Genomic DNA, 20,519 nt, shown 5'->3' on the forward strand with positions numbered 1-20,519 from the left:
ACTTGAATCTGACACTGATGTCAACTTCTACCGTACCGACATGACGCACACGCCAGCCATATCCCGCCTGTTCGAACCTGCCCGCCTCGGCGCTCTGCACCTGCCCAACCGCCTGGTCATGGCACCGTTGACCCGCAATCGCGCCGGCGCTGACGGTGTCCCGCAGCCGATCATGACCACGTACTACGCACAACGCGCCTCCGCGGGACTGATCATCGCCGAGGCCGCCACACCGAACGCCGTGGGGCAGACGTACCCCCACATCCCAGCGATCTACAACGAGCGGCACGTCGCCGGATGGCGGCACGTCACCGAAGCGGTGCGGGCCGCGGGTGGCCGGATGTTCCTGCAACTGCAGCACGGCGGCCGGGTCGGCCATCCCGACAACAGTGGGCTGGTACCGGTCGCGCCCTCGCCGGTCCCGCTGCCGGAGACGATCCACACCCCCGACGGGCGCCAGGACGCCGTCGTGCCGCGGGAGATGACCCTCGACGACATCCGGTCCACCGTGGCCGACTTCGCCACCGCCGCCCGCAACGCCCTCGACGCCGGCTTCGCCGGAGTGGAAGTGCATGCCGCCAACGGCCACCTCCTGCACCAGTTCATGTCGCAGGGCACCAACCGCCGCACCGACGCCTACGGCGGCTCGGTCACCGGCCGCATCAGGTTCGCCGTCGAGGTGACCCAGGCCGTCGCCGAAGCCATCGGCCCCGACCGGGTGGGCCTGCGCATCTCCCCTGGAAACACCATCAACGGCATCGACGAGGGCGACACCGGGAACATCTACCCGGCGCTCATCGAGGCCCTGGCCGACTCCGGCCTGGCCTACCTGCACCTCGTGTTCGCCGACCCGGACCAGCCCCTCTTCCATGACCTCCGCAAGTCCTGGCCCGGCACGCTGATCGCCAACCCGGCGCTGGGCTGGGGAACACCACTGCCCGCCGACGGCGGCATGCAGGCGGGTGAGCGGCTGCTGACCGCGGGAGCCGATCTGATCGCCCTGGGCCGCGCGTTCCTCGCCAACCCCGACCTGGTCGAACGACTGCGCATCGGCGCACCGCTCAATCCGGTCCGCGACCAGCACATGATGTACGTCGGCGGAGAGACCGGGTACACCGACTATCCCGTGCTGGCCGCGGTCCAGCACCGAGCCGAGACACAACCCGGTTCCGAACCCGCATACGCCCACGCGCCCGCACCCGCACCCGCACCCGCACCCGCACCCGCACCCGCACCCGCCGGACCGTGACCTTCGCCGACGACGTGGCTGCCTCCAGCCCCGGACCGTCAGGGCTTCCACGCCCTGCGGATCGCCGGGCGGGGGTCCACGGATGCGGGCCGCCGCAATGAGCCATAGCTGTAGCGGCGGCCCCGGTCCGCTCAGCTCAGCTCAGCTCATCCGGGTAGCGGCGTACGCCTCGATGGCATCGCGCTGATACTCGGCCAGGCCCGGCGCGATCGTCTCGTACGCCGCGCGCCACTGCTCGTTGTCCACGCAGGCACGCCCGATCGCGCGATACTCCTGGGCCGAAACTGCCCGGAGTTCGGCCAGCGCACGGTACTGGGCATCGATCTCGGCCTGCGCCGGTACGGCGTCGGCAGGCGTGCCCGCGGCCAGCAGCTCCGCGAGCCGGATCATCTGAGCCGTGCGCTTGCGGTGCCCGGCCTCGATCTCCGCCTCACTCATCGCCGAGGTACGCCGCTCGATATCCCCCGCCAGCTCCGGGAAAGCACGCAGGCTCTCCCCGTACTGAGCTGGCTCCACCCCCTCGAAGAGGTTCTCCGGCCGGTTGATGCTCGTCATGGGTCTACCGTCCTTCCTGGACTGCTCCAGTTCGGTGATCGTGCGGGAGACGGTGCCGGCCAGGGCGTCGAGCCGGTCGCGCTCGGCGAGCAGCCGACGGTGGTGGCCGCGCAGGGCCTCCAGTTCGTCGACCTGCGCGGCCAGGACCCGGCCGATCTCGGACAGCCCCAGGCCCAGCGCCCGCAGTACGAGAATCTGCTGCAATCGCAGCAACTCGCGCTCCTCGTAGTAGCGGTGACCGTTGGAGCCGATCCGGGCCGGCGGCAGCAGACCGATCTCGTCGTAATGCCGCAGCGTCCGGGCCGTCACACCCGACATCCGGGCGACCTCCGCAATCGGCCAGGCCATCGCCGCCTCCTCACAAGTGCTTCACCGGGCCGACCTCTCCGGCCCTGTTCAAGACGGTAGAAGCTGCCGCAGCGACAACTTCAAGCCCAGTCCCATGATCTCCAGCCCCGCCGGGACGGCACCTGGGCGGAGCTCCGCGTGCACGCGGACGGCGTCGCCCTTTTCCGCTCTGAACAGTTCAGAGTCCAAGAGGGGAAAGGCCGACGCCTCCACAGTCATCTCCGCCGTGCTCGTCTTCCCGCGGTGTAACCAAGGGAGACGGCGTTCCTCACTCAGGCAGGGTCGGATGCTTTGCGATGGTCAACCATGCAGTCCGGTCCGGGGGACATGATGGTTTCGTGGCCATTTTCGGCCCTTACGCGGAAGGGCGGCGTGCCGTTGGGGCCGAGAACCTCGACGATCTCGACGACCCGATCGTGTTTGCCCACGACCCGACCGTGCATCACAAGGCGATCCCCTTTGGAGGCGTGCATCGTTGCGTTCCTCTCTGCCGTTTGCGACACCGCTGACTGCCGGCATCACCCGTTGTTGCAGAGCGTAAGGGATTGTGTACGCAATTCGGCTCTCCCCGCGGTCGACTGAGGGGCGTATGGGCCGGCTCTCAGTCGACCGGGGTGCTCATGAGGCGACAGCCGCAGAGCCGGTTCACTGCCCCGGGCTGCCCCGGCTGCCCCATCTGCCCCGGCCGTCTCGCTGCGGGAGACCAAGGAACCCCCTCATCAGGTGCGGCGCAGACCGAAGCCACTCAGCGCAGTACGGCCGCCAGCAGGTCGGTCCCCAGCGCCGTCAGATCGGGCAGATTGAGGGTGTGACGGACGTACCGACCGTGCCGCCGGGCCGTGAGCAGGCCCGCGCGGCGCAGGACAGCGAGGTGGCGGGAGACCTCCGGGGGTGAAAGTTCCCAGGCGTGGGCCAGCTCACCGGTGGTGTGCGGGCCGCGGGCCAGGGTGCGCAGGAGCCGCAGCCGTACCGGATGTGCGAGTGCCTCCAGCCGTAGGGTGACCGTTTCCAGCGCTACGGGTTCCGATGGACTCTGCTCGGCCACGGGGTACTGCACCACCGGCTGCCACCCGGGCGCGTGGACCACCACCAGGTGCGGGCTGCCGAAGACGCTGGGGATGAAGGTGACCCCGGTGCCGTGGGCGGCGGTCGCCTTGTCCTGCAGCTTGTCCACGATGATGCAGTCGCCGTCCGGTGCCAGGGTGACCGCGCCGGAGACCGAGGCGAGTGCCGCCCCGATGCCCTGGCGCTTGAGCAGGTCGTTCTTCAGGCGCAGGTCGTTGGCGAGCTGCACGGCGACGCCCGCCCAGGCGGCGTCGAAGAAGGCCTCGGCGCACTGTTCGAGAGTGTGGCGCACCCGCGCCCGCACAGCGGCAGGGTCCGCGAGCAGCCGTTCCGTGAAGGCCTCTTGCCGCGCGCCGCGAGCCTGGGCCAGGTCCAGGGCACGCTCGCGCGCGGTCGCGTCGGTGAGCGGCGACGGCGCGGCGAAGTGGACCCGGTTGCTGCCGCACGTGGTGACGAGCGCTGCGGTCACATACGTCTCGTCGTCGATCCGGTCCACATCGTCCAACTCCTCGGCGAGGGTCGCCCGGGGCCGTGCGGGGATCAGGAAGTCGGCTTGTGACGAACGCCAGAGGAACTCCGCCTCCCGCAACCGCTCGGACAGCTCCGGCCGCAGCCCGGACCGGACCTCCCCCGCCCAGCCGGCGAACTGCGGATGATGCCCGGGTTCGGCCAGAACGTGCAGCATCGCGGTCAGCTCGGCCAGCGGGGAGGCGGCGAACCGCAGCCGCTCGGACGGCAGGCCGCTGATGTCGATCCTCAACGTCATCCCCTCAGCATCACTGACCGGTTGGCCGGCGACGGCGTCGGTTGACGGTGTCCGTCAACCGACGTGCCCAGCCCGGTCTCCCAACGCACCGTAACCGCCATGTCAACCACCACCAAGATCCAGCCTCGCGCCCTCGTCCGTGCCTCCGGAGGCCCCCGCTATGCCGTCGCCCTGGCCGTGGACGCGCTCGGCACCGGCCTGCTGCGGCCCTTTCTGCTGCTCTACGGGGTGACGGTGCTGAGGCTGTCCGCGCCGGCCACCGGCATCGCCATGACGGTCGGCATCGTCGCGGGTCTGGTGTGCATGCCCGCGGTGGGCCGATGGCTGGACCGGGGCGCACGCAGCACGGTCGTGGCGGCGTCGATGCTGGTGCGGGTGGTGGGCGTGGCGCTGCTGCTGGCCACCCCGGCGGGACACGTCTGGCTGTTCGGGACGGCGGCGCTCTTCCTCGGCATCGGCAACCAGGCATGGCCGGCCGCCCACGCGGCTCTCGTGGCCACGGTCGCCCACGGCCGGGAGCGCGACGCCGCTCTCGCGGGAGGCCGCGCCCTGCGCAACGCCGGCCTGGGCGTTGGCGCACTCCTCGCCACCGTATGCCTGGCGGGCGGCACCACCGCGTTGCAGGCGCTGGCGGCCGTCACCGGGCTCGCCTATCTCGCCGCGGCGGCCTTGGCGTGGTCGGTCCGCCTGCACGCGCGTCCGGCCGCCACCCCGGCCGAGGACGGCACCGACGGGCCCGCACCTCGGATGCGCGCGCTACTGGCCGCCAACGTGATCTACGTCTTCTGCCTCAACGTCCCCGAAATCGCGCTGCCTCTGGTCCTGGTGACACAGTTGCACGCATCGCCGGTGTGGTCGGCGGCCATCTTCGTGGCCAACACGGTGCTGGTGGTCACCCTGCAGGTTCCGGTCACCGTCCTGATGTCCCGCTTCTCCCGGCGGAGCGTGCTGGCTCTCGCCGGCGTGGTACTCGCCGCGTCCTACCTCGGCTTCCTCACGGCCACCTCACTGGGACACGGCTGGGGTGCCCCGGCCGTCGCCGCGGTGTCCGTGGTCTGCACTCTCGGCGAGATCATCTATGCCGGCAGCGCCACCGCGCTCGTCACCGCCCTGGCCCCGGCCCAGGTACTGGGACGCACCCTCGCCCGCTTCGAGCTCTCCACAGGCTTCGGCCTCGCCGTCTCCCCGACGGTCATCACCGCTCTCGCACCCCACGGCCCGACGGCCCTCTGGGGCAGCCTCGCCGCTGCGACGCTCGTCTCCGCCTCCGCCATTGCCATCGAAAAGGATCATGGAACCGCCGAGCAGGATCAAGGAGCGGCCCAGCCGACGCTGTCGCCGGGCCCGAGCAGGCCGGCGGGCTCAGCAATCGCTTCCGGCAACGGTGTGAAGTAGCGGCGGACACTCTCCGGCTTCTGGTGCCGGGACTTCGCCGTCAGCATCAACGGGGACGTGCGCGCCCTGCTCGCCGAGGCCGGCCAGGTGGTCGTCCTACCGCCCCACCGGTGAGGTGTCCACCACCGGCGAGATGCCACCACCGGCTCGAGGACAACCCCCAGCGCTCTCCCTCCTCATCCGCGCCGAACCACCCACGGCGTCCTTCGGCTGACCCCGGCGTCTCCGCCCCCGCCATCACCAGCCGCGGCCAACCGCGGCCAGCCGTCGAATCCGGCGCGGTCGCCCTGGCCGTACGTCCGACGCAAAATTGCTCGCCCTCATCGGTCACATTCCTTCGCCGTGGCACGTCATCGCGGTGAGGAACGCAAGAGAGCCGGCCGCACAAGTACGCACCGGCATCCGCCTGATGGGAGCATTTCTGATGTCCACCGCCTACATCGTCGTCACCCTCCTCGCCGCCGCCATGGCCGGCTTCTCGGCCGCCTCCGTCTTTCTCCGGGCCCAGTGGGTCGTCCAGCCACTGGCCGACTACGGCATCTCCCGTTCCTGGTGGCCCTGGCTCGGCGCGGCCAAGGCCGCGGGTGCGGCGGGCCTGCTGGCCGGCCTGGTCCTGCCGGTCATCGGCGTCCTGGCCGGGGTCGGCCTGGTGCTGTACTTCGCCGGAGCCGTCGTCACCGTCGTCCGGGCACGCTGGTACTCCCACATCCCGTTCCCGCTGCTGTACGCGGCGCCGGTGGTCGGCGCCCTGGCACTGGGGTTCACCGCCTGAGCACCCGTCACGGCCCCCTGGGCCGATCAACGACGTACAGCGGTCCTGATCTGCCGTCTCAGCACCTCGGCGAGCAAAACGAATGGTGCGCGGCGCGAACGGCGTGGAGCATGGACACCATGAGCAAAGAAGTCCGACGGCAGCTGCAAGAGGCCGCCGAGAAACACCAGTTGACGCACCTCGAGCGCGCGCTTCCGGGCAGTGACGAGCTTGAGGGGTTCGTGATCGAGGTGACGCCCTCATGGACGGTCATCGCGGAGTGCAACCGTCTCGCGCTGGACGGTTTCGTGGCGCTCAGAACGCGCGACATCGTGAAGGTCAGACGCCAAGGATCCCGCGATCTGATGGTGCGCTGGCTCCAGCGGGAGGGCCCTTGGCCTCCTCCGGGGCCGCATGGTCCCCTCGCGCAGACGGACTTCCGGTCGCTGGTGGAGTCGGTCAGCAGGAATTACCACCTGATAGCCGTCTTCGAAGAGGATCTGGACCCCGGCGTGGTGTACATCGGGGCACCGGTGCGCTTCGGAAAGAAGCGGCTCAAGCTGCTTGAAGTCAATCCGAAAGCCCGCTGGGCCAGCGCCCCGACGTCCTTCCACTACGACGACATCACCCGAATCGACTTCGGGGACCGGTACAACACCATCCTGGACACCCTGGCCGGCCCTCCGCCCCGGTAACGAGTCGCCCGGCGCCTAAGACGAGTTAGGGGGAGGCGCAGCGCACGTGTACGCACCGCGGAAGGTTGTGTATGACCTGCTGGTGCCGATCGGCCGCGTGGCCGATTGGCCAAGTGGACCGAGACTGGAGTCCGGTCCCGGCTGCACCAGGTTCTCCTGGCCAAGCTTCGCGGCGCGATCGCCCTGGACTTCTCCCGGATGCGCACTGATCTGCTGGCGACGCCTGAACTCCCGATAGGAGCTTCAGGACAGGCACGGCCTACGTTGACGGCCCGGTGGCCGGTCTCAGGTTGGCTTGCGCCACACGGAGATGTGCTTCGCGGAGTCCTGGGTGAACGGGGCCCCGTCCCAGTCCGCGACGCGACGTTCCAGCTCGAGCCCAGCGATGCGTGCCATCAGGTCGAGCTCTGCCGGCCAGGCGTACCGGTGCCGGGAGTTTCCGCGGCGGTAGCGGCCGTCGTCGCCGTCGCGGGTGAAGTGGTGCGAGACGAGAATCTGCTCGACGAGGTCGAAGGTGTCGAAGCCGAGATGTTGCTCCGATACGTCGAACGGCACCGCGACCTGGCCGGGCGGCAGGAACCGCAGCGGCGGCACGCCCAGCTCAATGACGAATCGGCCGCCGGGCTCCAGATGGCGTGCGGCGTTGCGGAAGCACTCGACCTGCTCGTCCTGTGTGAGCAGGTTCGTGATGGTGTTGTAGACGAGATAGACCAGGGTGAACTCGCCGGGGATGACGGTGGTAGCCATGTCCCCGATGGCTACCGGGAGCGTGTCCTCGTCGATCTTGCGCCGCAGCACCGCTGCCATGTGCTCGGACAGTTCGATACCCACTACCGGCACGCCGCGTTCCCGGAGCGGGACGCCCACTCGTCCGGTCCCGATGGCGAACTCCAGCGCCCGGCCGCCTCCGGCAAGGTCGGCGAGGAAGGCGAGAGTTGGTCCGAGGACGGCGGCCGAGGACAACTCGGTCTCCTCGGCGTCGTAGCGGTCGGCGGTCGCACGGGTCCACAGCTCACTGCTCGTCACGGGCGGCCACTTTGCCGGGTGCCGAGGGGCGCTGTCGAGCGGATTTACCTTCCACGTGATCCAACTAGCTTGGAGATCATTTCGTTAGGAGCTCTTGGGCGCATGCCTGATTGACCCGGGGAGATGAGCAGGGCCAAGGGCCAACAGCCGGCCGGGATCAGCCGCGAGGTGGATGCTCGTGGTCAACCAGCCGCGGGAGCGGCCGAAAGCATGGTCGATCGGCTCGCTGTCTCCTCCCGCCCCTTGCGACCGGTCAGGGAACAGGACTCGATCCGCGCCCACTGGGAAGGCGTCCCGTCAACGGCACGTTCACATCCACACAACGATCAGACCGTGCTTCAAAGACCCGATCCGGGTACCGCCTCGAACGTGTCACGAGGCGCGCGGCAGCGCGAGCCAATCCTGCCACGTAATGTCGCGGCCCAGATAACGGGGCTGCTGGAAGGGCCAGTCGGCGGCGATCCACTGCGGCACCAGCGCATCGAGCGCGCGCTCCATCTCGCCGCCGGCGAGGTCGTCCACCACCCACCAGGAGACCTCTCCGTCGGAACCGGTGCGCTCGGGCGGGTCGATGTAGACGCAGCCGAGGATCGCCGTCTCCTCTTCGTCCAGCAGCGCGTAGTTGAACGACTGGTGCGCGGCTATCTCCTTCTCGTGCCGCAGCAAGTCGATGCGGTCCTCTTCGTAGGTCATCGTCTCCTTGGGCCAAGCCCAGGCCGGGCCGAAGATCTCCCACAAGCGCTCTCGGGAGCCCATCACGGCGGGGTAGTCGAGCGCGGTGTCCGCCTCGCGGATAGGCCGCAGGTGAAGCGCGGTGTCGGGGACGGGCACGTGGACGGGGTGGACGAAGTCGTCAGGCAGCCAGCTCATAAGGGCCGAGGCTACAGCCGCAGCCCGGTCCGCGCGGGATGATTCAGGCGAAGCGGACGCCAGCGCCGACGACCACGGGGCTTCGACAAGACCATCCGCATCTACCAAGCCGCCCCCCCCCCACATCGACCGGCCCTGTACATCGCAGCAACCTTCCTCTGGGCCAAGGAGCGGGCGCAGGGTTGACCTTGTCGCAACGTCAACGTGTCCGCTGGGGGCGTACCGGGGACATACGAGCCCACGCCGATACCCGCCCCAGGAGATGCCGCAGATGAACGAGGCCGCCGAGCCGAGCGCCGTACGGACCCTGCCGTTCGAGCGGCCCGGTCCGCTGGAACCGCCCCCGGAGTAGGCGGAGCTGCGCGCCAGCGCGCCCGTAGCGCCTCGGCGCCGCCCTCGCCCGCATCGAACTCGGCGCCGCCTTCAGCGCCCTCGCACGCCGCCTGCCGGGCCTGCGGCTCCAGGTTCCCGTAGACGACCTCGTCTGGGCCGGCGGGCAGACCGACGCCGGGCCCACAGCCGTCCCGGTCATCTGGTCAGAAGCTGGCGGGCGGTGAGTGCGCCGGCCAGGTGCGGTGGCGTAGGGCGCGTGGTTGATACAGAGCGGCGGCGGTGACCGGGCGGGCGATGTCGTGGCGGCCGGCGGCTGGGGGCTGAGGGCTGGCGATTGGGGCCGCGGATAGCGACTGGCGGCTGGCGGCTGGCGGCCAACAAAGGGAGGGAGGTCCCAGCGATGCGATCAGGGGCGGCGGGCAGGGCAGTTCGCCAGTCGGCTTCAGGCCCGAAATCGGTGGAGGGGGCGAAGGGTGACTGATTAGCCTCAGGCCAATGAAGCTGCTGACCGTGAACCTGGGCAGGCCCAAGGCCGTGGAGTACGCCACCGGCCCGAGCGGCACCACCGGGATCTTCAAGGAGCCCGCCGACGGTCCGGTCCGGGTGGCGGATCCGGGCCCACCGGGACGGGGAGCGAGTGGCGTGGCCGGTGACGCGGTCTGCGACCTGAGTCGTCATGGCGGCAACGACCAAGCGGTGTACGCCTTCGCCCGGGAGGACCTGGACTTCTGGGAGCGCGAGCTGGGACGGCCGCTGCCCAATGGCGCGTTCGGGGAGAACCTCACCACGTCCGGCCTGGACGTCAACGGCGCCAGGATCGGCGAGCGCTGGCGGATCGGTCCCGATGTGGTGCTGGAGGCCACCAGTGGACGGATTTCCTGCCTCACCTTCCAGCGCCGGATGGGCGAGGAGGGCTGGGTCAGGCGCTTCACCCGGCATGCCGCCACCGGGGCCTATCTGCGGGTGATCGTCCCCGGCGAGATCCGCGCCGGCGATCCCATCGAGATCGTGCACCGGCCGGATCACCGGGTGACAGTGGCCATGGCCTTCCGGGCGGTCACCTTGGAAAGGCAGCTGCTGCCCGAGGTCCTGGCCGCGGGCGAGGCCCTGCATACCGAGGTACAGCGAGTGGCACGTGAGTATGTCACCGCGCTCAAAGAGCGTGCGCAGAACGGGACTTGAGCAAGCGCCAGTGAGCAGAGACGGACTTGAGCAGCGACGGGCTCGGGACGAGCTGGAAAGGTGTGAGTAGGGGCGGCGGGGCGGGCCATGGTCGGCTGCCGTGTCATGCGCCGGCGGCTGCCACGGCCGCCACTCCTTGCGGCCCGGTCCCGTTTGCACGCCTGCTCATTCCTGGCGAGGAGGATGAGGTTCGGGGGTGGCCACGGCCGACTCTTTTCTTGCCCGGCCCCGGTCAAGGGACCATGCGCCCAGACCCACCAGTACCGCCGCCCCGGCCCCGTACACCGGCAGCCAGAGGGTCGTGGTGTGCGCCAGGCAGTCGGCAACAGCCATACGGCTCTGAGATGCCTGCGCCTGAGCCAAGGCGGCGCTGCCACGGCCAGCCAGGTTCGCGAGCTCGGCCGCCGCCCGGATGGCTTCGTATCTGCCCAGCTCAGGACATGTGTTACGAGTTCCCGGCATCGGAAACAGCCACGCCCAGCGCTGCAGCATGGGGGCCAGGGTGATCGCTACGCACAGACCGACGACCAGCGCATACGCAGCCAGATTCCGTGCGTACGCAGAACCGAGGCCGGGCCTCCATGTCGGCAGTCGGTAAAAGGAGAAGATCACCGCAAGGAGGGTCACCCCGACGTATGTGGAGAACCATTGCCAGGAACCCTGCGCGAGTGCGGCCGTCAGCACGGCGGCGAGCGCGATGCCGATGACGCCCGACTGACCGGGAGTGTCCTGGCCCGCACCGGTGGATGTCGACTGCCGGGCTTCTTGAAGGCTGGGGTGGTCGTCGCCCATGGTCCCTCCTGCATGGTTCCGAGGCCCTCAGCATCCGGGGACATCGCGCCCAGGCACGGCGCCATGCCGGGCCGTCCCGGAAGCCCCGCCCGGTTGGCCTGCAGTTCTAGTTGTACCGACCGGGGACATTGATCGAGAGCAGGGCGTGCCGCTTAGCAGTCACGAGGCTGGGGCCGAGTGTCTTTCAGCCAGGTCCTTGGCAAGCTGGCTCATGCGTTTGCGGGCTGTCTCTGGGGTGAGTATCTCGATGTGGTCGCCGAACTGGAGGAGCTGACGCACTGACTCGATGTCGGGGTAGCGGACGACGACGGTGCACCAGCCGTTTTCCGTGTCGGAGACATCGTGGATGCGGGTGCCGAGGATGCGCCGTGCCAGGTCGAGGCCATTTTCTCGCAGACGGACGGTCACGCTCACGCGACCTGGCCTCTCGGTGCGTTCCTTCAACGCAGCCCACCTGGTGCGGAGGGTCTCATCTGGTCGGAGAACAGCTGGCGCGTCGAGTTGTTCGTAGGCCGAGAGCCGTTCCAGAGCGAACAGCCGACCGGTCCCCTGGTCGTCGGCGATGAGATACCAGCGGCCTGATTTCGCCACGATCCCGTACGGGTCGACCACCCGCGCCGAGGCCTGTTTCTCGGCGCTGCGCCGGTACTGGATTCGCAGCCGGCGTCGGTGTCGCAGGGCCGAGGCTAGATCCGATACGTCCACCGCTGGCTTTGAGTCAGCAAGCCACGCGTTGCTGTCCACCAGTACCAGGTCCGCCAGTCGCAGCAGGCTCGGCGACTCAGGTGCTGCGGCCTGGCGGGCGGCGATCTTGCGCGCGGCCGACTCCTGCACCGCAGACAGGCCCATGCGCTCAAGTTGCCCGCTGTCCAAACCAGCCACGGAGAGGACCTCCAGCTCTGGTGGTTCCAGATGGGATGCGTTGAGCCGTGCACCGGGGAGCAGAACGATCCCACCGTTCCGCCCGCGTTCGGCATAAACAGGCACACCTGCTGTAGAGAGCGCCTCGACATCCCGCAGCACAGTCCGCCGGGACACCTCCAGACGCTCGGCGAGCTCGGTGGTGGAGATGCGCTGACGTGTCTGCAGGAGCAGCAAGAGGTGCAACAGCCTCGAAGCCTTCATACTGACCAATGTTCGCAGAAAAGGTGACAGGTTCTGTCGCGATTAGGCGATCAACTGGAGCGGTACCGAGAATTCAACGATCTGAGGAGCGCTCTATGCCCGCCCCCAACCTGTTCCTGATCTACGTCCGCAACGCCGAGGCCGCTACGGCCTTCTACAGCGACCTGTTCGAGATCGAACCGACCTTCACCAGTCCCCACTACGTTGCTTTCGAGGTAGCCCCCGGCGTCCTGTTCGCGTTGTGGACGGGGGGCAGCGAACACGCGGTCCCGACCACCCCTCGCACGAGCGAAGTCGGGCTGATGGTGCCAGGAGCAGCGTCCGCAGTTGACGAGATCTTCACGAGTTGGGTCTCGAAGGGAGTCCATGTCGTGGAGGAGCCGTACGACGCTGTCTTCGGCCGCACGTTCGTGATCACGGACCCCGACGGCAACCTCATCCGGGTCTCCCCGGTGGACTGAGCTGCACGACCCCTACCCACTATGTTCGTTCCCGAAGGGCCGGCCACACACGATGGCCGGCCCTTCAACCTGTCCAGGAGCTCAGACATGTCACATCCGAACGCTGCCCTCACCCCGCGCCACCGTCTGAAAGTCGCACGACTCGTCGTTGACGACGGCTGGCCAATCAGCGAAGTTGCGGCCCGTTTCCAGGTCTCCTGGCCCACCGTGAAGCGCTGGGTCGACCGCCACCTTGCTGGCGAGTCAATGCAAGACCGCTCGTCCCGACCGAAGACCTCGCCGAAGAAGACGCCCAAGGCAGTATCGATGCGATGCGTCAGCTTGCGGAGGCGATTGAGGGAGGGCCCAGTTCAACTCGCGACACGACTCGGCATCGCCGCGTCGACATTCCACCGTATCCTCACCGCGGCGCGGCTGAACAGGCTGTCCTATCTCGACCGTGCCACTGGAGAACCCATCCGCGCTTACGAGCACCCGTACCCCGGCTCGCTGGTGCACGTGGACGTTAAGAAATTCGGGAACATCCCTGACGGCGGTGGATGGCGCTACGTCGGGCGACGGCAAGGCGAGAAGAACCGCTCGGCCACTCCCGACAAGCTGAAGAGCAAGTGGGGCAACTCGAAACTCGGCTACGCCTTCATGCACACGATCACCGACGACCACTCACGCGTCGCATACACCGAGGTACACGACGACGAGACCGCCATCACCCCCGTCGGGGTGCTGCATCGAGCGGTGGCGTGGTTCGCCGAACACGGCGTTACCATCGAGCGAATTCTGTCGGACAACGGAGGCGCGTACCGGTCCTTCCTCTGGCGCGACACCTGCGAGGCCCTGGCCATCACGCCGAAGCGCACACGCCCTTACCGACCGCAGACGAATGGCAAGGTGGAGCGCTTCCATCGAACAATGGCCGACGGCTGGGCTTACGCCCGTTGCTACCAGTCAGAACAAGAGCGACGGGACGCACTCAAGACGTGGCTACACCACTACAACCAGCACCGGCCCCACACGGCCTGCGGCAACCAGCCGCCCTTCTCACGATTGACTAACGTCTCCGATCAGTACATCTGTCGCGCTTCGGCTCCATCGTCGGATGAGCCGAAGCACGGAAGGTGCCGTCTGCGGCGCCGGCTGACCTGCACCTGCACCTGCGGCTTCGACCGGGCGAAGCACGATGGTTGTCACCCGGGGCGGCGCGCTGTCTGTCACCAGCAGCGCGCGAAGCAGGATCGGTCTCACTGGCTCCGGCGCTTCGCCGATCGCCTGAGCTGCCCGGCAGCCCCGGCGGGGAGAAGCTGTGTCAGAACCCGTGCGCCGGGCCATGACGGAAGTCGCTTGAACCGGTCACAGACCGGCGACGTCTCCGGCCCTCTTCAACACGGAGCCGAGCGTGTCCACCACGGCGTCGTGGCGCCTCGCGCGCGCCGCCCGGTCCGCCGGCACCAGCCGCGCGGCGGCCTGCACGGCATAGGCGTCCGGGTCGCCGAAGGCATCCCGCGGGTGCTCTCCCGTATCCGCGCAGTGCGCCGTGACATCCTTGACCGCCTGGAGCACGACTGCCCGGTCCACGCCCGGCTGCATGACCAGCCGTACCTGGAAACGCGCCATCCACTTTTCGCGGTCCTTCTCCCTCGCCGCGTCCGTCGTCCGGTCCTTCTTCGCCATGTGCCCTCCCGGGTGATCGGCAGCCGTCCGTCATGGAGTTGGACGCCGGGGCATCGAAGTGGGTTGCGGAAGCGGGAATCTGATGCGTTTCAGGTGACTGCCGGGAGCCGCACTTGCTCTACCGTCCGGCCCACTGTCACAGACGTCACGGATCACGGGTTCTGGCACAGCTTCCGGCCCACGCGCCCTGTCCGCGCCCGGTCCGGAATTCCGCCCTGATGACGGCAACAGCCTGCCTTGGTGACAGCTATCGTGCTTCGGCTCATCGGCTCCAGGCTCTCACCCCGCCTGCGCCGACTTCAGAAGTCGAGCTCCACATAGTCGATGTCGCTGAACTCGACCAGGAGGCCGTCTGCGCGGCGGCCGCGATCCTTGAAGTAGATCTCCTGCAGGCCCTCGGCGGCGATGTTCTGGAGCTGTTGCTCGGTGGCGCCGGAGGCCTGGGCGGTGAAGAGCCGGGCGGCGTAGGCGGGCGGGAGGTGCTGGGTGATCAGCCGGATCCGTCCGTCGTCCGTCGAGCCGGGAGCCGCGGTGAATCCGAACCGCGCGCGTGTCTCGATGGTGATTCCATCGGTGGACGCGGCGCGCTGCTGGGCCTTTTGACGCACCTTCGGCTGCCAGCGCCGGCGGACCTCGCGCTCCATGCGGGCCGCGAGCTCGCGGCGGGGCCGCTTGATCTGGTCTTTGACATAGCGCTCCACCGTGCGCTGGCTGACGCCCAGGAGCTGCGCGACGGCCTTGGTGGAGCCCTTGTGCTGCTTGACCAGGAACCGCATCTGCGCACCGGCCGACTTCGGGATCGGCCGGGTGGCGGTGGCGGCCGCTGCCTTCTCCAGGCTGTCGCCGAGGATGCCCACGAGGTGTTCCTACTCTCCGTCGAGTGCGGCGTCGGTGCCCTTGATGTGGCGGGCGGGGTTGTGGCCTTCATCGAGCATCTGCACGGCCCACAGCAGCTCCTGGGTGCCCTCGTGCTTGACCATCCCGGGCGAGACGCCGAGCCGGAAGCTGCCGGGGGCCGGCTTGCCGTCCGCGGTGTGCGGCAGGAAATCCAGCGGGCCGGGGCCGTCGGAGAGGTACACGGCGCAGTCGGACAGCAGCGCGATGGGGAGCAGGGCGTCCTGGCTGAGCATCAGGTTCCCTGACGGTGCCGGAGCCTGCTGGGTGGCCAGCGCCGTCTTGAGGATCTTGCGGTGCATGTTGACCCGGGCGGCGGAGATGACGGCGGCGCGGATGTCGGGGCGCCAGGTCGGGCGCTCCAGTGCCGGCCACCGCTCGCCGTACTGGTGCTTGATGCTCTTGGGCCGCTCGCGGAGCTTGCCGATACCGCCCTTGACCGTCGACTTGACGGCGGAGAGCACTGCGGCGAGCGCCGGGTCCTCCTGCTTGTGGCGGGCCATGGCTTCCAGGAACTCGGGCTCCGGCAGATCGGAGGTGACCCCGAGATCGGCCATGGTCGCCTTGTACGCCTCGCCGATGCGCTTGTACCAGGGGTCCAGATACGGGCCGGACTCGGTGCGGATCCACGCCTCCAGCGGCCGGATCCGGGCCGGCAGGCGGTAGGTGTCGATGAGCTCCTGGGCGTAGGCGACGGTGGGCGTGGCATACCAGGCCGGGCCCTCGGGCCGGGTGCCGTGCGGGGTGAACGGCGACGGCAGACGCGGGTCGAGCTCGATGCCGGACAGGTCCACCAGCCACGCGCCCGGCGTCTTCTTGTCGAAGGCCGGCGCCCTGACGTGGACCGGCGCTGAGAGGCCGACGACCAGGCGGTTGGCGGCGGCGAGGAAGGCGGTGTTGACGTCGATGCCGACCGCGTAGCTGCGGGTGCACTCGGCGTCGGTGAGCAGCTGCGGGTCACGGATCCACTCGTACGCCTCCTCGTCCAGGACCTCGGACGGGGTGCGCTGGTGGGCGCGGGGGTAGAGGGCGGCGACGACCGGGTGCTCGTCCGGGGCCTCTGCCGGAGCCGGGTCGACCGGCTCGGTCAGCGAACCGGGCATCGGGCCGGACACCCAGCTGCCGGTCTTCTCGTCCTTGACCGCGCGGGTCGGCGGGCGCAGCGCGGTCATCGCCTCCAGGCCGGAGACGGCGGTCGAACCGCGCGGGGTGATGACGCGCGAGGCGTAGGTGCCGAGCACGCGGGCGATGTCGGCAGGCTCCAGCTCGTCAGTACTCCCCCACGAACGGGAATCGAGCGCCCCCCAGGGCAGCACCGCGAGCTGTACGCACTGGCGCCTGCCACCCTCGGCTGGCCGGTAGATGCGGGCCCACGGCCCGAACCCGCGCTTGGTCAGCTGCCACTTCGCGCGGGCGAGCTGCTTGACGACCTGGTGGTCCTCCGGCAGCCGCAGCCCCCGCCGGTCCTCCAAGCGCTCCGGCAGCCCGAGGCGCTCGGCGGCCGCAGCGGTGAGCACGATCAGTGGGTCGGCGTCCTTGCCCGACGGGTGCAGCCGGGGCGCGCCCAACTGCCCCTCCGACAAGGTCCAGTCGACCAGGGCCGGGACCGTCTTGGCAGGGCAGTCCAGCACCAGGCCGCCGACGCAGTACAGCGAGCCGTCGCCGTCCAATACGCCCAGCGGGCCGTTCGCGAACCGGTCGTCGACAGCGACCGGCGCCGCGGCGAGCTTGTGGGTGGCCTTCTTCGCGGCCGGGCGCGGCGACGACGTCGAGGGCTTGGTGCTCGCCGAACGGGCGGCCGGCGCCTTCGCCATGGTCGGAACGGAGCGGTTCGTGCTCGCCGGAGCAGTCATGGCATCAGGCTCATCGCCCCGGCCCGTGGACGCGTTCCCCGCTTCCGGGGCATCGGGCACGGCCTCCGGCTCCGGGGCGGTGGGCGCGGCCAGGGGCTCGGTCGGCGCCGGGGCGGCGGTGTCGGGAGCAGGGAAGCGGGCGGCGAGGCCCTCCAGAAGCCGGGCGTAGGCGGCGCGCTTCGGGGGCCGCGGCTCGGTCCGGCCGGCCTCCCAGTTGCCCACCGCCTCACGCCGGGCGTTGAGCGCGGTGGCGATCTGAGCCTGACTCAGCCCCGCCGCCTCACGCAGCCTCTTGCGCTCAGCAGGACCCGGCAGGTCATCCTGTGCAACCTGCTCCAGCAGCGCATCGACAGCACTGAACAGCTCGTTCTCCTTGGACACAGAGTCCACCTCCACTAAGAACCCTACCCCAATCACGCATTGGATCGCGCGATTGAACGCACTTCAATCGCGCAGGTTGGAGTGCGGGTGCCACCCGCCGCACGGCGCCGGTCCGGTGCCAGTGCCAGTGCCAGTGCCAGTGCCGGTGCCGGTGCCGGTGCCGGTGCCGGTGCCAGCGCCGGTGCCAGTGCCGGTGCCAGCGCGGCCATCCTCGCCACAGGTCAGGGCGCAGGGGCCCGCTCGGGGTCTGCTGCGAGCTCACCTACGCAGGCCACCTGACTGATTCCGCTGCTGGTCAGCGCGCCGCCTGCCGGGCCGAAGCGGTCCGACTCCGCTCAGCCGCGGGCCAGGCCCGCACGGCGGGACTCCGGCCACGGAATGAGCCCAAGACCGGCCGCTCGCGCGTCGGGCGATGAGTTCTCGCCGGTCCGGGAGTCAATACGGGTGCAGGCAGTCTCCGCACCCGAAAGGCAGCGTCATGAGCAAGCTGATCGTCACCGCGTTCGTCACCCTGGACGGCGTCATGCAGGCCCCCGGCGGCCCGAGCGAGGACGTCGATGCGGGCTTCGAGCACGGCGGCTGGCAGGTCCCGTATGTCGACGACGACTTCCTGGAACTCATCCAGGGGGTCTTCGAGCGGACCGACCATCTCCTGCTCGGCCGGAAGACCTATGACATCTTCGCCGCCCATTGGCCCCGCGTCACCGACCAGAACGACCCGATCGCGGTGAAGCTCAATGCCATGCCCAAGTACGTCGCCTCGCGCACCCGGAACAGCCTGGAGTGGCACAACTCCCATCTCCTGAAGGGCGAGGCCGCAGACTCCGTCGCACAGCTCAAGGAGCAGCTCGACGGCGTGATCATGACACAGGGCAGCAGCGACCTCATCCGCACCCTGCAGCAGCACGACCTCGTCGACGAGTACCGGCTGCTCGTCAATCCCCTCATCCTCGGCACCGGCAAGCGACTCTTCAGCGAGGGCGCCGCCCCCTCCGCCTGGACGCTCACGGAATCCCGCCCCACCGGCGTGGGTGTGCAGTACTGCACCTACGAACGCGCCGGGAAGCCCGAGTACGGATCCTTCATGCTCGACGAGCAGGGGTGAGGACGCTCCGTGCGTCCGAGCATCGGGCCGGAGTTCCTGCACACGGCCGGCGGCTGGGAGTGAGGCCAGCTTCGTTCCGCCGAGGAAGGCCGCGCCCAGCTCGGGGGAGTTGAGGCGCAGGCCAGGGGAAGCGCCCGTACGCGCACAGTCGGCCGGGAGTTGGGCTGCGCCGGAATATTCGCGTGCGCGTGTACGGCACCCGCAGCTAGCTTTCCACCATGGCAATAGTCAGCAATTTCCTCTGACGGGGGTTCGTCGGCAGACGCGGCGCGCCGTTGACCCAACGGCCCGGCGCCGGTTGTGTCTGCGTCTGCGTCTGCGTCTGCGTCTGCGTCTGCGCATCGTCACTTCACTGCGTCCGCCATGTGCGGACGAGCGCTGTGCCCTGAACCTCCGAGCCGAGAAATGAGCTCCATCTATGCCTGTTCAGTCTTCTTCCCGAACCGTGCTTGCCGATTGGTTCCGCGAGCACTCCACCACCCTGACCACCCTTGATCCGCAGCAGCCCCTCGACGACCTCGAAGCGCTCAGGGAGATCGTCGGCGATGCCCGTGTGGTCGCGATCGGTGAGGGCGCCCACTTCGTCGAAGAGTTCTCGTGTGCTCGCCAGCGGGTGCTGCGCTATCTCGCCGAACGCTGCGGATTCACCGTATTCGCCTTCGAGTTCGGCTTCAGCGAAGCCTTCCCGCTCGACAGGTGGCTGCAGGGCGACGGAGAGGACGGCGACCTCGCGAAGGTGAGCCGAGCCGCCGCCGAGTGGGGCGCTTCGGACCTCATGCACTGGCTACGCCGCCACAACCGCACCAGCGGGTATCCGTTGCGCTTCGCCGGCATCGACGTTCCGGAAGCCGGCGGCACACTGCGGCCTGCCCTGGAGCCGGTGGCCGACTACCTGCATGAGGTCGACCCCGACGCGCTCCGCCTCGTCGATACGGCCCTGGAGGTAAGCGACCGGTTCCTCAAGGGCAGCGGCTCCGGCGCTGCGGCCGCGCCCAAGTGGGCAGGTCTGGAGGCCGCCGAGCAGAACGAGCTGACCGCCGTACTGGCGCGGCTGTTGCTGCGGCTGCGCGCCGCCGAACCGCTCTACGTCTCCCGTAGCAGCCAGCGCCACTTCGATATCGCCCGGCGCAGCGTGGAAGCGGCCTGTCACACCGACTACATGTTCCAGGCCATGAACGCCCTGCTGTCCGGCCGGGGCCTGGCGGCGGACCTGTCGGTCCGGGAGATCTACATGGCCGAATCGGTGCGCTGGCATCTGGATCACGCCGAACCGGGGACCCGCATCGTCCTCGCCGCGCACAACAGTCACATCCACAAGACGACGCTTGAGTTCGACGGCGGCCTCACCGCACTGACCATGGGCCAGCACCTGCACCGGATGCTGGGCGAGGACTACCGCACAGTGGCCTTCGTCCATACCGCCGACCATGTGCCGGAGATGTACCCCGACCAGAGCGCCGCGGTCGGCTTCACCCTCGCCGAAGCCCACCTTCAGCCGGCCGAGCCCGGCAGTGTCGAGGCGGCCCTCACCGACGCGGGCCTCGCCGACCGGATCACGTTGACCGACCTGCGCGACGCACCGCGCGACACCCAGGGGGCACCGCTGCTCAACAGCATCCGGAGCCAGAGCTCCGCCCTGAGCACCCCGGTCCCTGAGGCGTTCGATGCCTTGCTCGCCGTTCCGACGGTCACCCGGGACCGCACCGTGCGCTTCTGATCACCCCGATCCGAGGTGGGCGGGCCTCCCGGACGGAGGCCCCACCTACCTCGGCTCCGGTCAATCCCAGTCGTCGGGCGGGCCCGCCCCGTCACCGTGGAGGACCTGGCTCGCACGCGCCTGGCGCGGGCACCCCGTCAGGTGGCGCGTGCCGCCGTGCTGTGATCCTCCACCCCCTGGCTGCCGCCGGGCACTCCGTACTAGCGCCTCTACGTGCAGGTGTGCCGGCAGCCTGGCTGTGGGCGACTGCCACGTCTCCCCAAGCTCCTCCACCGCGATGGGAAGCGG

The 20,519-nt window shown here is 69.2% G+C and carries 18 protein-coding genes and 1 pseudogene; 9 read left to right on the forward strand and 10 right to left on the reverse strand.

Annotated elements, in window-relative coordinates:
- Positions 1-40: 40 nt before the first annotated feature.
- A complete protein-coding gene (locus tag STRNI_RS02005; protein ID WP_277410382.1) occupies positions 41-1,249 on the forward strand; it encodes an alkene reductase in 1,209 nt (402 codons plus the stop codon).
- Positions 1,250-1,390: 141 nt separating this feature from the next.
- On the opposite strand, the gene STRNI_RS02010 is transcribed toward STRNI_RS02005, so the two are convergent.
- The 3 genes from STRNI_RS02010 to STRNI_RS02020 form a co-directional block, all read right to left on the reverse strand.
- A complete protein-coding gene (locus STRNI_RS02010) occupies positions 1,391-2,152 on the reverse strand; it encodes a MerR family transcriptional regulator (RefSeq protein ID WP_277410383.1) in 762 nt (253 codons plus the stop codon).
- 272 nt (positions 2,153-2,424) lie between these two features.
- A complete protein-coding gene (locus STRNI_RS02015; RefSeq protein WP_078518720.1) occupies positions 2,425-2,625 on the reverse strand; it encodes a DUF1918 domain-containing protein in 201 nt (66 codons plus the stop codon).
- A gap of 272 nt (positions 2,626-2,897) precedes the next feature.
- Positions 2,898-3,983, reverse strand: coding sequence for a helix-turn-helix domain-containing protein (locus STRNI_RS02020; RefSeq protein WP_093635807.1), 1,086 nt, complete (start codon positions 3,981-3,983; stop codon positions 2,898-2,900).
- 99 nt (positions 3,984-4,082) lie between these two features.
- On the opposite strand from STRNI_RS02020, the gene STRNI_RS02025 reads away from it, so the two are divergent.
- The 3 genes from STRNI_RS02025 (at position 4,083) to STRNI_RS02035 (ending at position 6,824) form a co-directional block, all read left to right on the forward strand.
- Positions 4,083-5,378, forward strand: coding sequence for an MFS transporter (locus STRNI_RS02025; protein WP_277410384.1), 1,296 nt, complete (start codon positions 4,083-4,085; stop codon positions 5,376-5,378).
- Between the two features lie 424 nt (positions 5,379-5,802).
- The gene (locus tag STRNI_RS02030; protein ID WP_277410385.1) at positions 5,803-6,150 is read left to right on the forward strand and encodes a DoxX family protein; all 348 of its coding nucleotides are present in this window, start codon (positions 5,803-5,805) and stop codon (positions 6,148-6,150) included.
- Between the two features lie 110 nt (positions 6,151-6,260).
- Entirely contained in the window at positions 6,261-6,824 is a 564-nt protein-coding gene (locus tag STRNI_RS02035) for a hypothetical protein (protein ID WP_159483665.1), read from the forward strand.
- A gap of 285 nt (positions 6,825-7,109) precedes the next feature.
- Here STRNI_RS02035 and STRNI_RS02040 read toward each other — a convergent pair whose 3' ends face one another.
- Together STRNI_RS02040 and STRNI_RS02050 are read right to left on the reverse strand one after the other, a co-directional pair.
- Positions 7,110-7,850, reverse strand: coding sequence for a class I SAM-dependent DNA methyltransferase (locus STRNI_RS02040; protein ID WP_277410386.1), 741 nt, complete (start codon positions 7,848-7,850; stop codon positions 7,110-7,112).
- A 372-nt stretch (positions 7,851-8,222) separates the two neighbouring features.
- Positions 8,223-8,720, reverse strand: a complete 498-nt coding sequence (locus STRNI_RS02050; RefSeq protein ID WP_262036843.1) for a GNAT family N-acetyltransferase — start codon at positions 8,718-8,720, stop codon at positions 8,223-8,225.
- 828 nt (positions 8,721-9,548) lie between these two features.
- On the opposite strand from STRNI_RS02050, the gene STRNI_RS02055 reads away from it, so the two are divergent.
- Positions 9,549-10,235 carry an MOSC domain-containing protein gene (locus STRNI_RS02055; RefSeq protein ID WP_266450706.1) on the forward strand — a complete coding sequence of 229 codons (687 nt, stop codon included), beginning with the start codon at positions 9,549-9,551 and terminating at the stop codon, positions 10,233-10,235.
- 165 nt (positions 10,236-10,400) lie between these two features.
- Here STRNI_RS02055 and STRNI_RS02060 read toward each other — a convergent pair whose 3' ends face one another.
- A complete protein-coding gene (locus STRNI_RS02060; protein ID WP_277410387.1) occupies positions 10,401-11,027 on the reverse strand; it encodes a hypothetical protein in 627 nt (208 codons plus the stop codon).
- Between the two features lie 159 nt (positions 11,028-11,186).
- Positions 11,187-12,152, reverse strand: a complete 966-nt coding sequence (locus tag STRNI_RS02065; protein WP_277410388.1) for a helix-turn-helix transcriptional regulator — start codon at positions 12,150-12,152, stop codon at positions 11,187-11,189.
- Positions 12,153-12,247: 95 nt separating this feature from the next.
- On the opposite strand from STRNI_RS02065, the gene STRNI_RS02070 reads away from it, so the two are divergent.
- On the forward strand, positions 12,248-12,613 hold the full coding sequence (locus STRNI_RS02070; RefSeq protein ID WP_018091439.1) for a VOC family protein: 366 nt from the start codon (positions 12,248-12,250) through the stop codon (positions 12,611-12,613).
- Positions 12,614-12,700: 87 nt separating this feature from the next.
- A pseudogene (locus STRNI_RS02075) lies at positions 12,701-13,655 on the forward strand (IS481 family transposase); the annotation flags it as partial.
- Positions 13,656-13,960: 305 nt separating this feature from the next.
- On the opposite strand, the gene STRNI_RS02080 reads toward STRNI_RS02075, so the two are convergent.
- The 3 genes from STRNI_RS02080 to tap form a co-directional block, all read right to left on the reverse strand.
- On the reverse strand, positions 13,961-14,281 hold the full coding sequence (locus STRNI_RS02080) for a hypothetical protein (protein WP_277410389.1): 321 nt from the start codon (positions 14,279-14,281) through the stop codon (positions 13,961-13,963).
- A 299-nt stretch (positions 14,282-14,580) separates the two neighbouring features.
- Positions 14,581-15,138, reverse strand: a complete 558-nt coding sequence (gene tpg, locus STRNI_RS02085; protein WP_018091441.1) for a telomere-protecting terminal protein Tpg — start codon at positions 15,136-15,138, stop codon at positions 14,581-14,583.
- A gap of 9 nt (positions 15,139-15,147) precedes the next feature.
- Positions 15,148-17,409 (reverse strand): telomere-associated protein Tap, encoded by a 2,262-nt coding sequence (gene tap, locus STRNI_RS02090; RefSeq protein ID WP_277410390.1) that lies wholly within the window; start codon positions 17,407-17,409, stop codon positions 15,148-15,150.
- Positions 17,410-17,887: 478 nt separating this feature from the next.
- Between tap and STRNI_RS02095 the strand changes: the two genes are divergently transcribed.
- Both STRNI_RS02095 and STRNI_RS02100 read left to right on the forward strand, forming a co-directional pair.
- Positions 17,888-18,514 carry a dihydrofolate reductase family protein gene (locus STRNI_RS02095; protein WP_148589399.1) on the forward strand — a complete coding sequence of 209 codons (627 nt, stop codon included), beginning with the start codon at positions 17,888-17,890 and terminating at the stop codon, positions 18,512-18,514.
- A gap of 418 nt (positions 18,515-18,932) precedes the next feature.
- A complete protein-coding gene (locus STRNI_RS02100; RefSeq protein WP_277410391.1) occupies positions 18,933-20,231 on the forward strand; it encodes an erythromycin esterase family protein in 1,299 nt (432 codons plus the stop codon).
- Positions 20,232-20,519: the final 288 nt, after the last annotated feature.

This window comes from Streptomyces nigrescens (assembly GCF_027626975.1).
Classification (GTDB): domain Bacteria; phylum Actinomycetota; class Actinomycetes; order Streptomycetales; family Streptomycetaceae; genus Streptomyces; species Streptomyces nigrescens.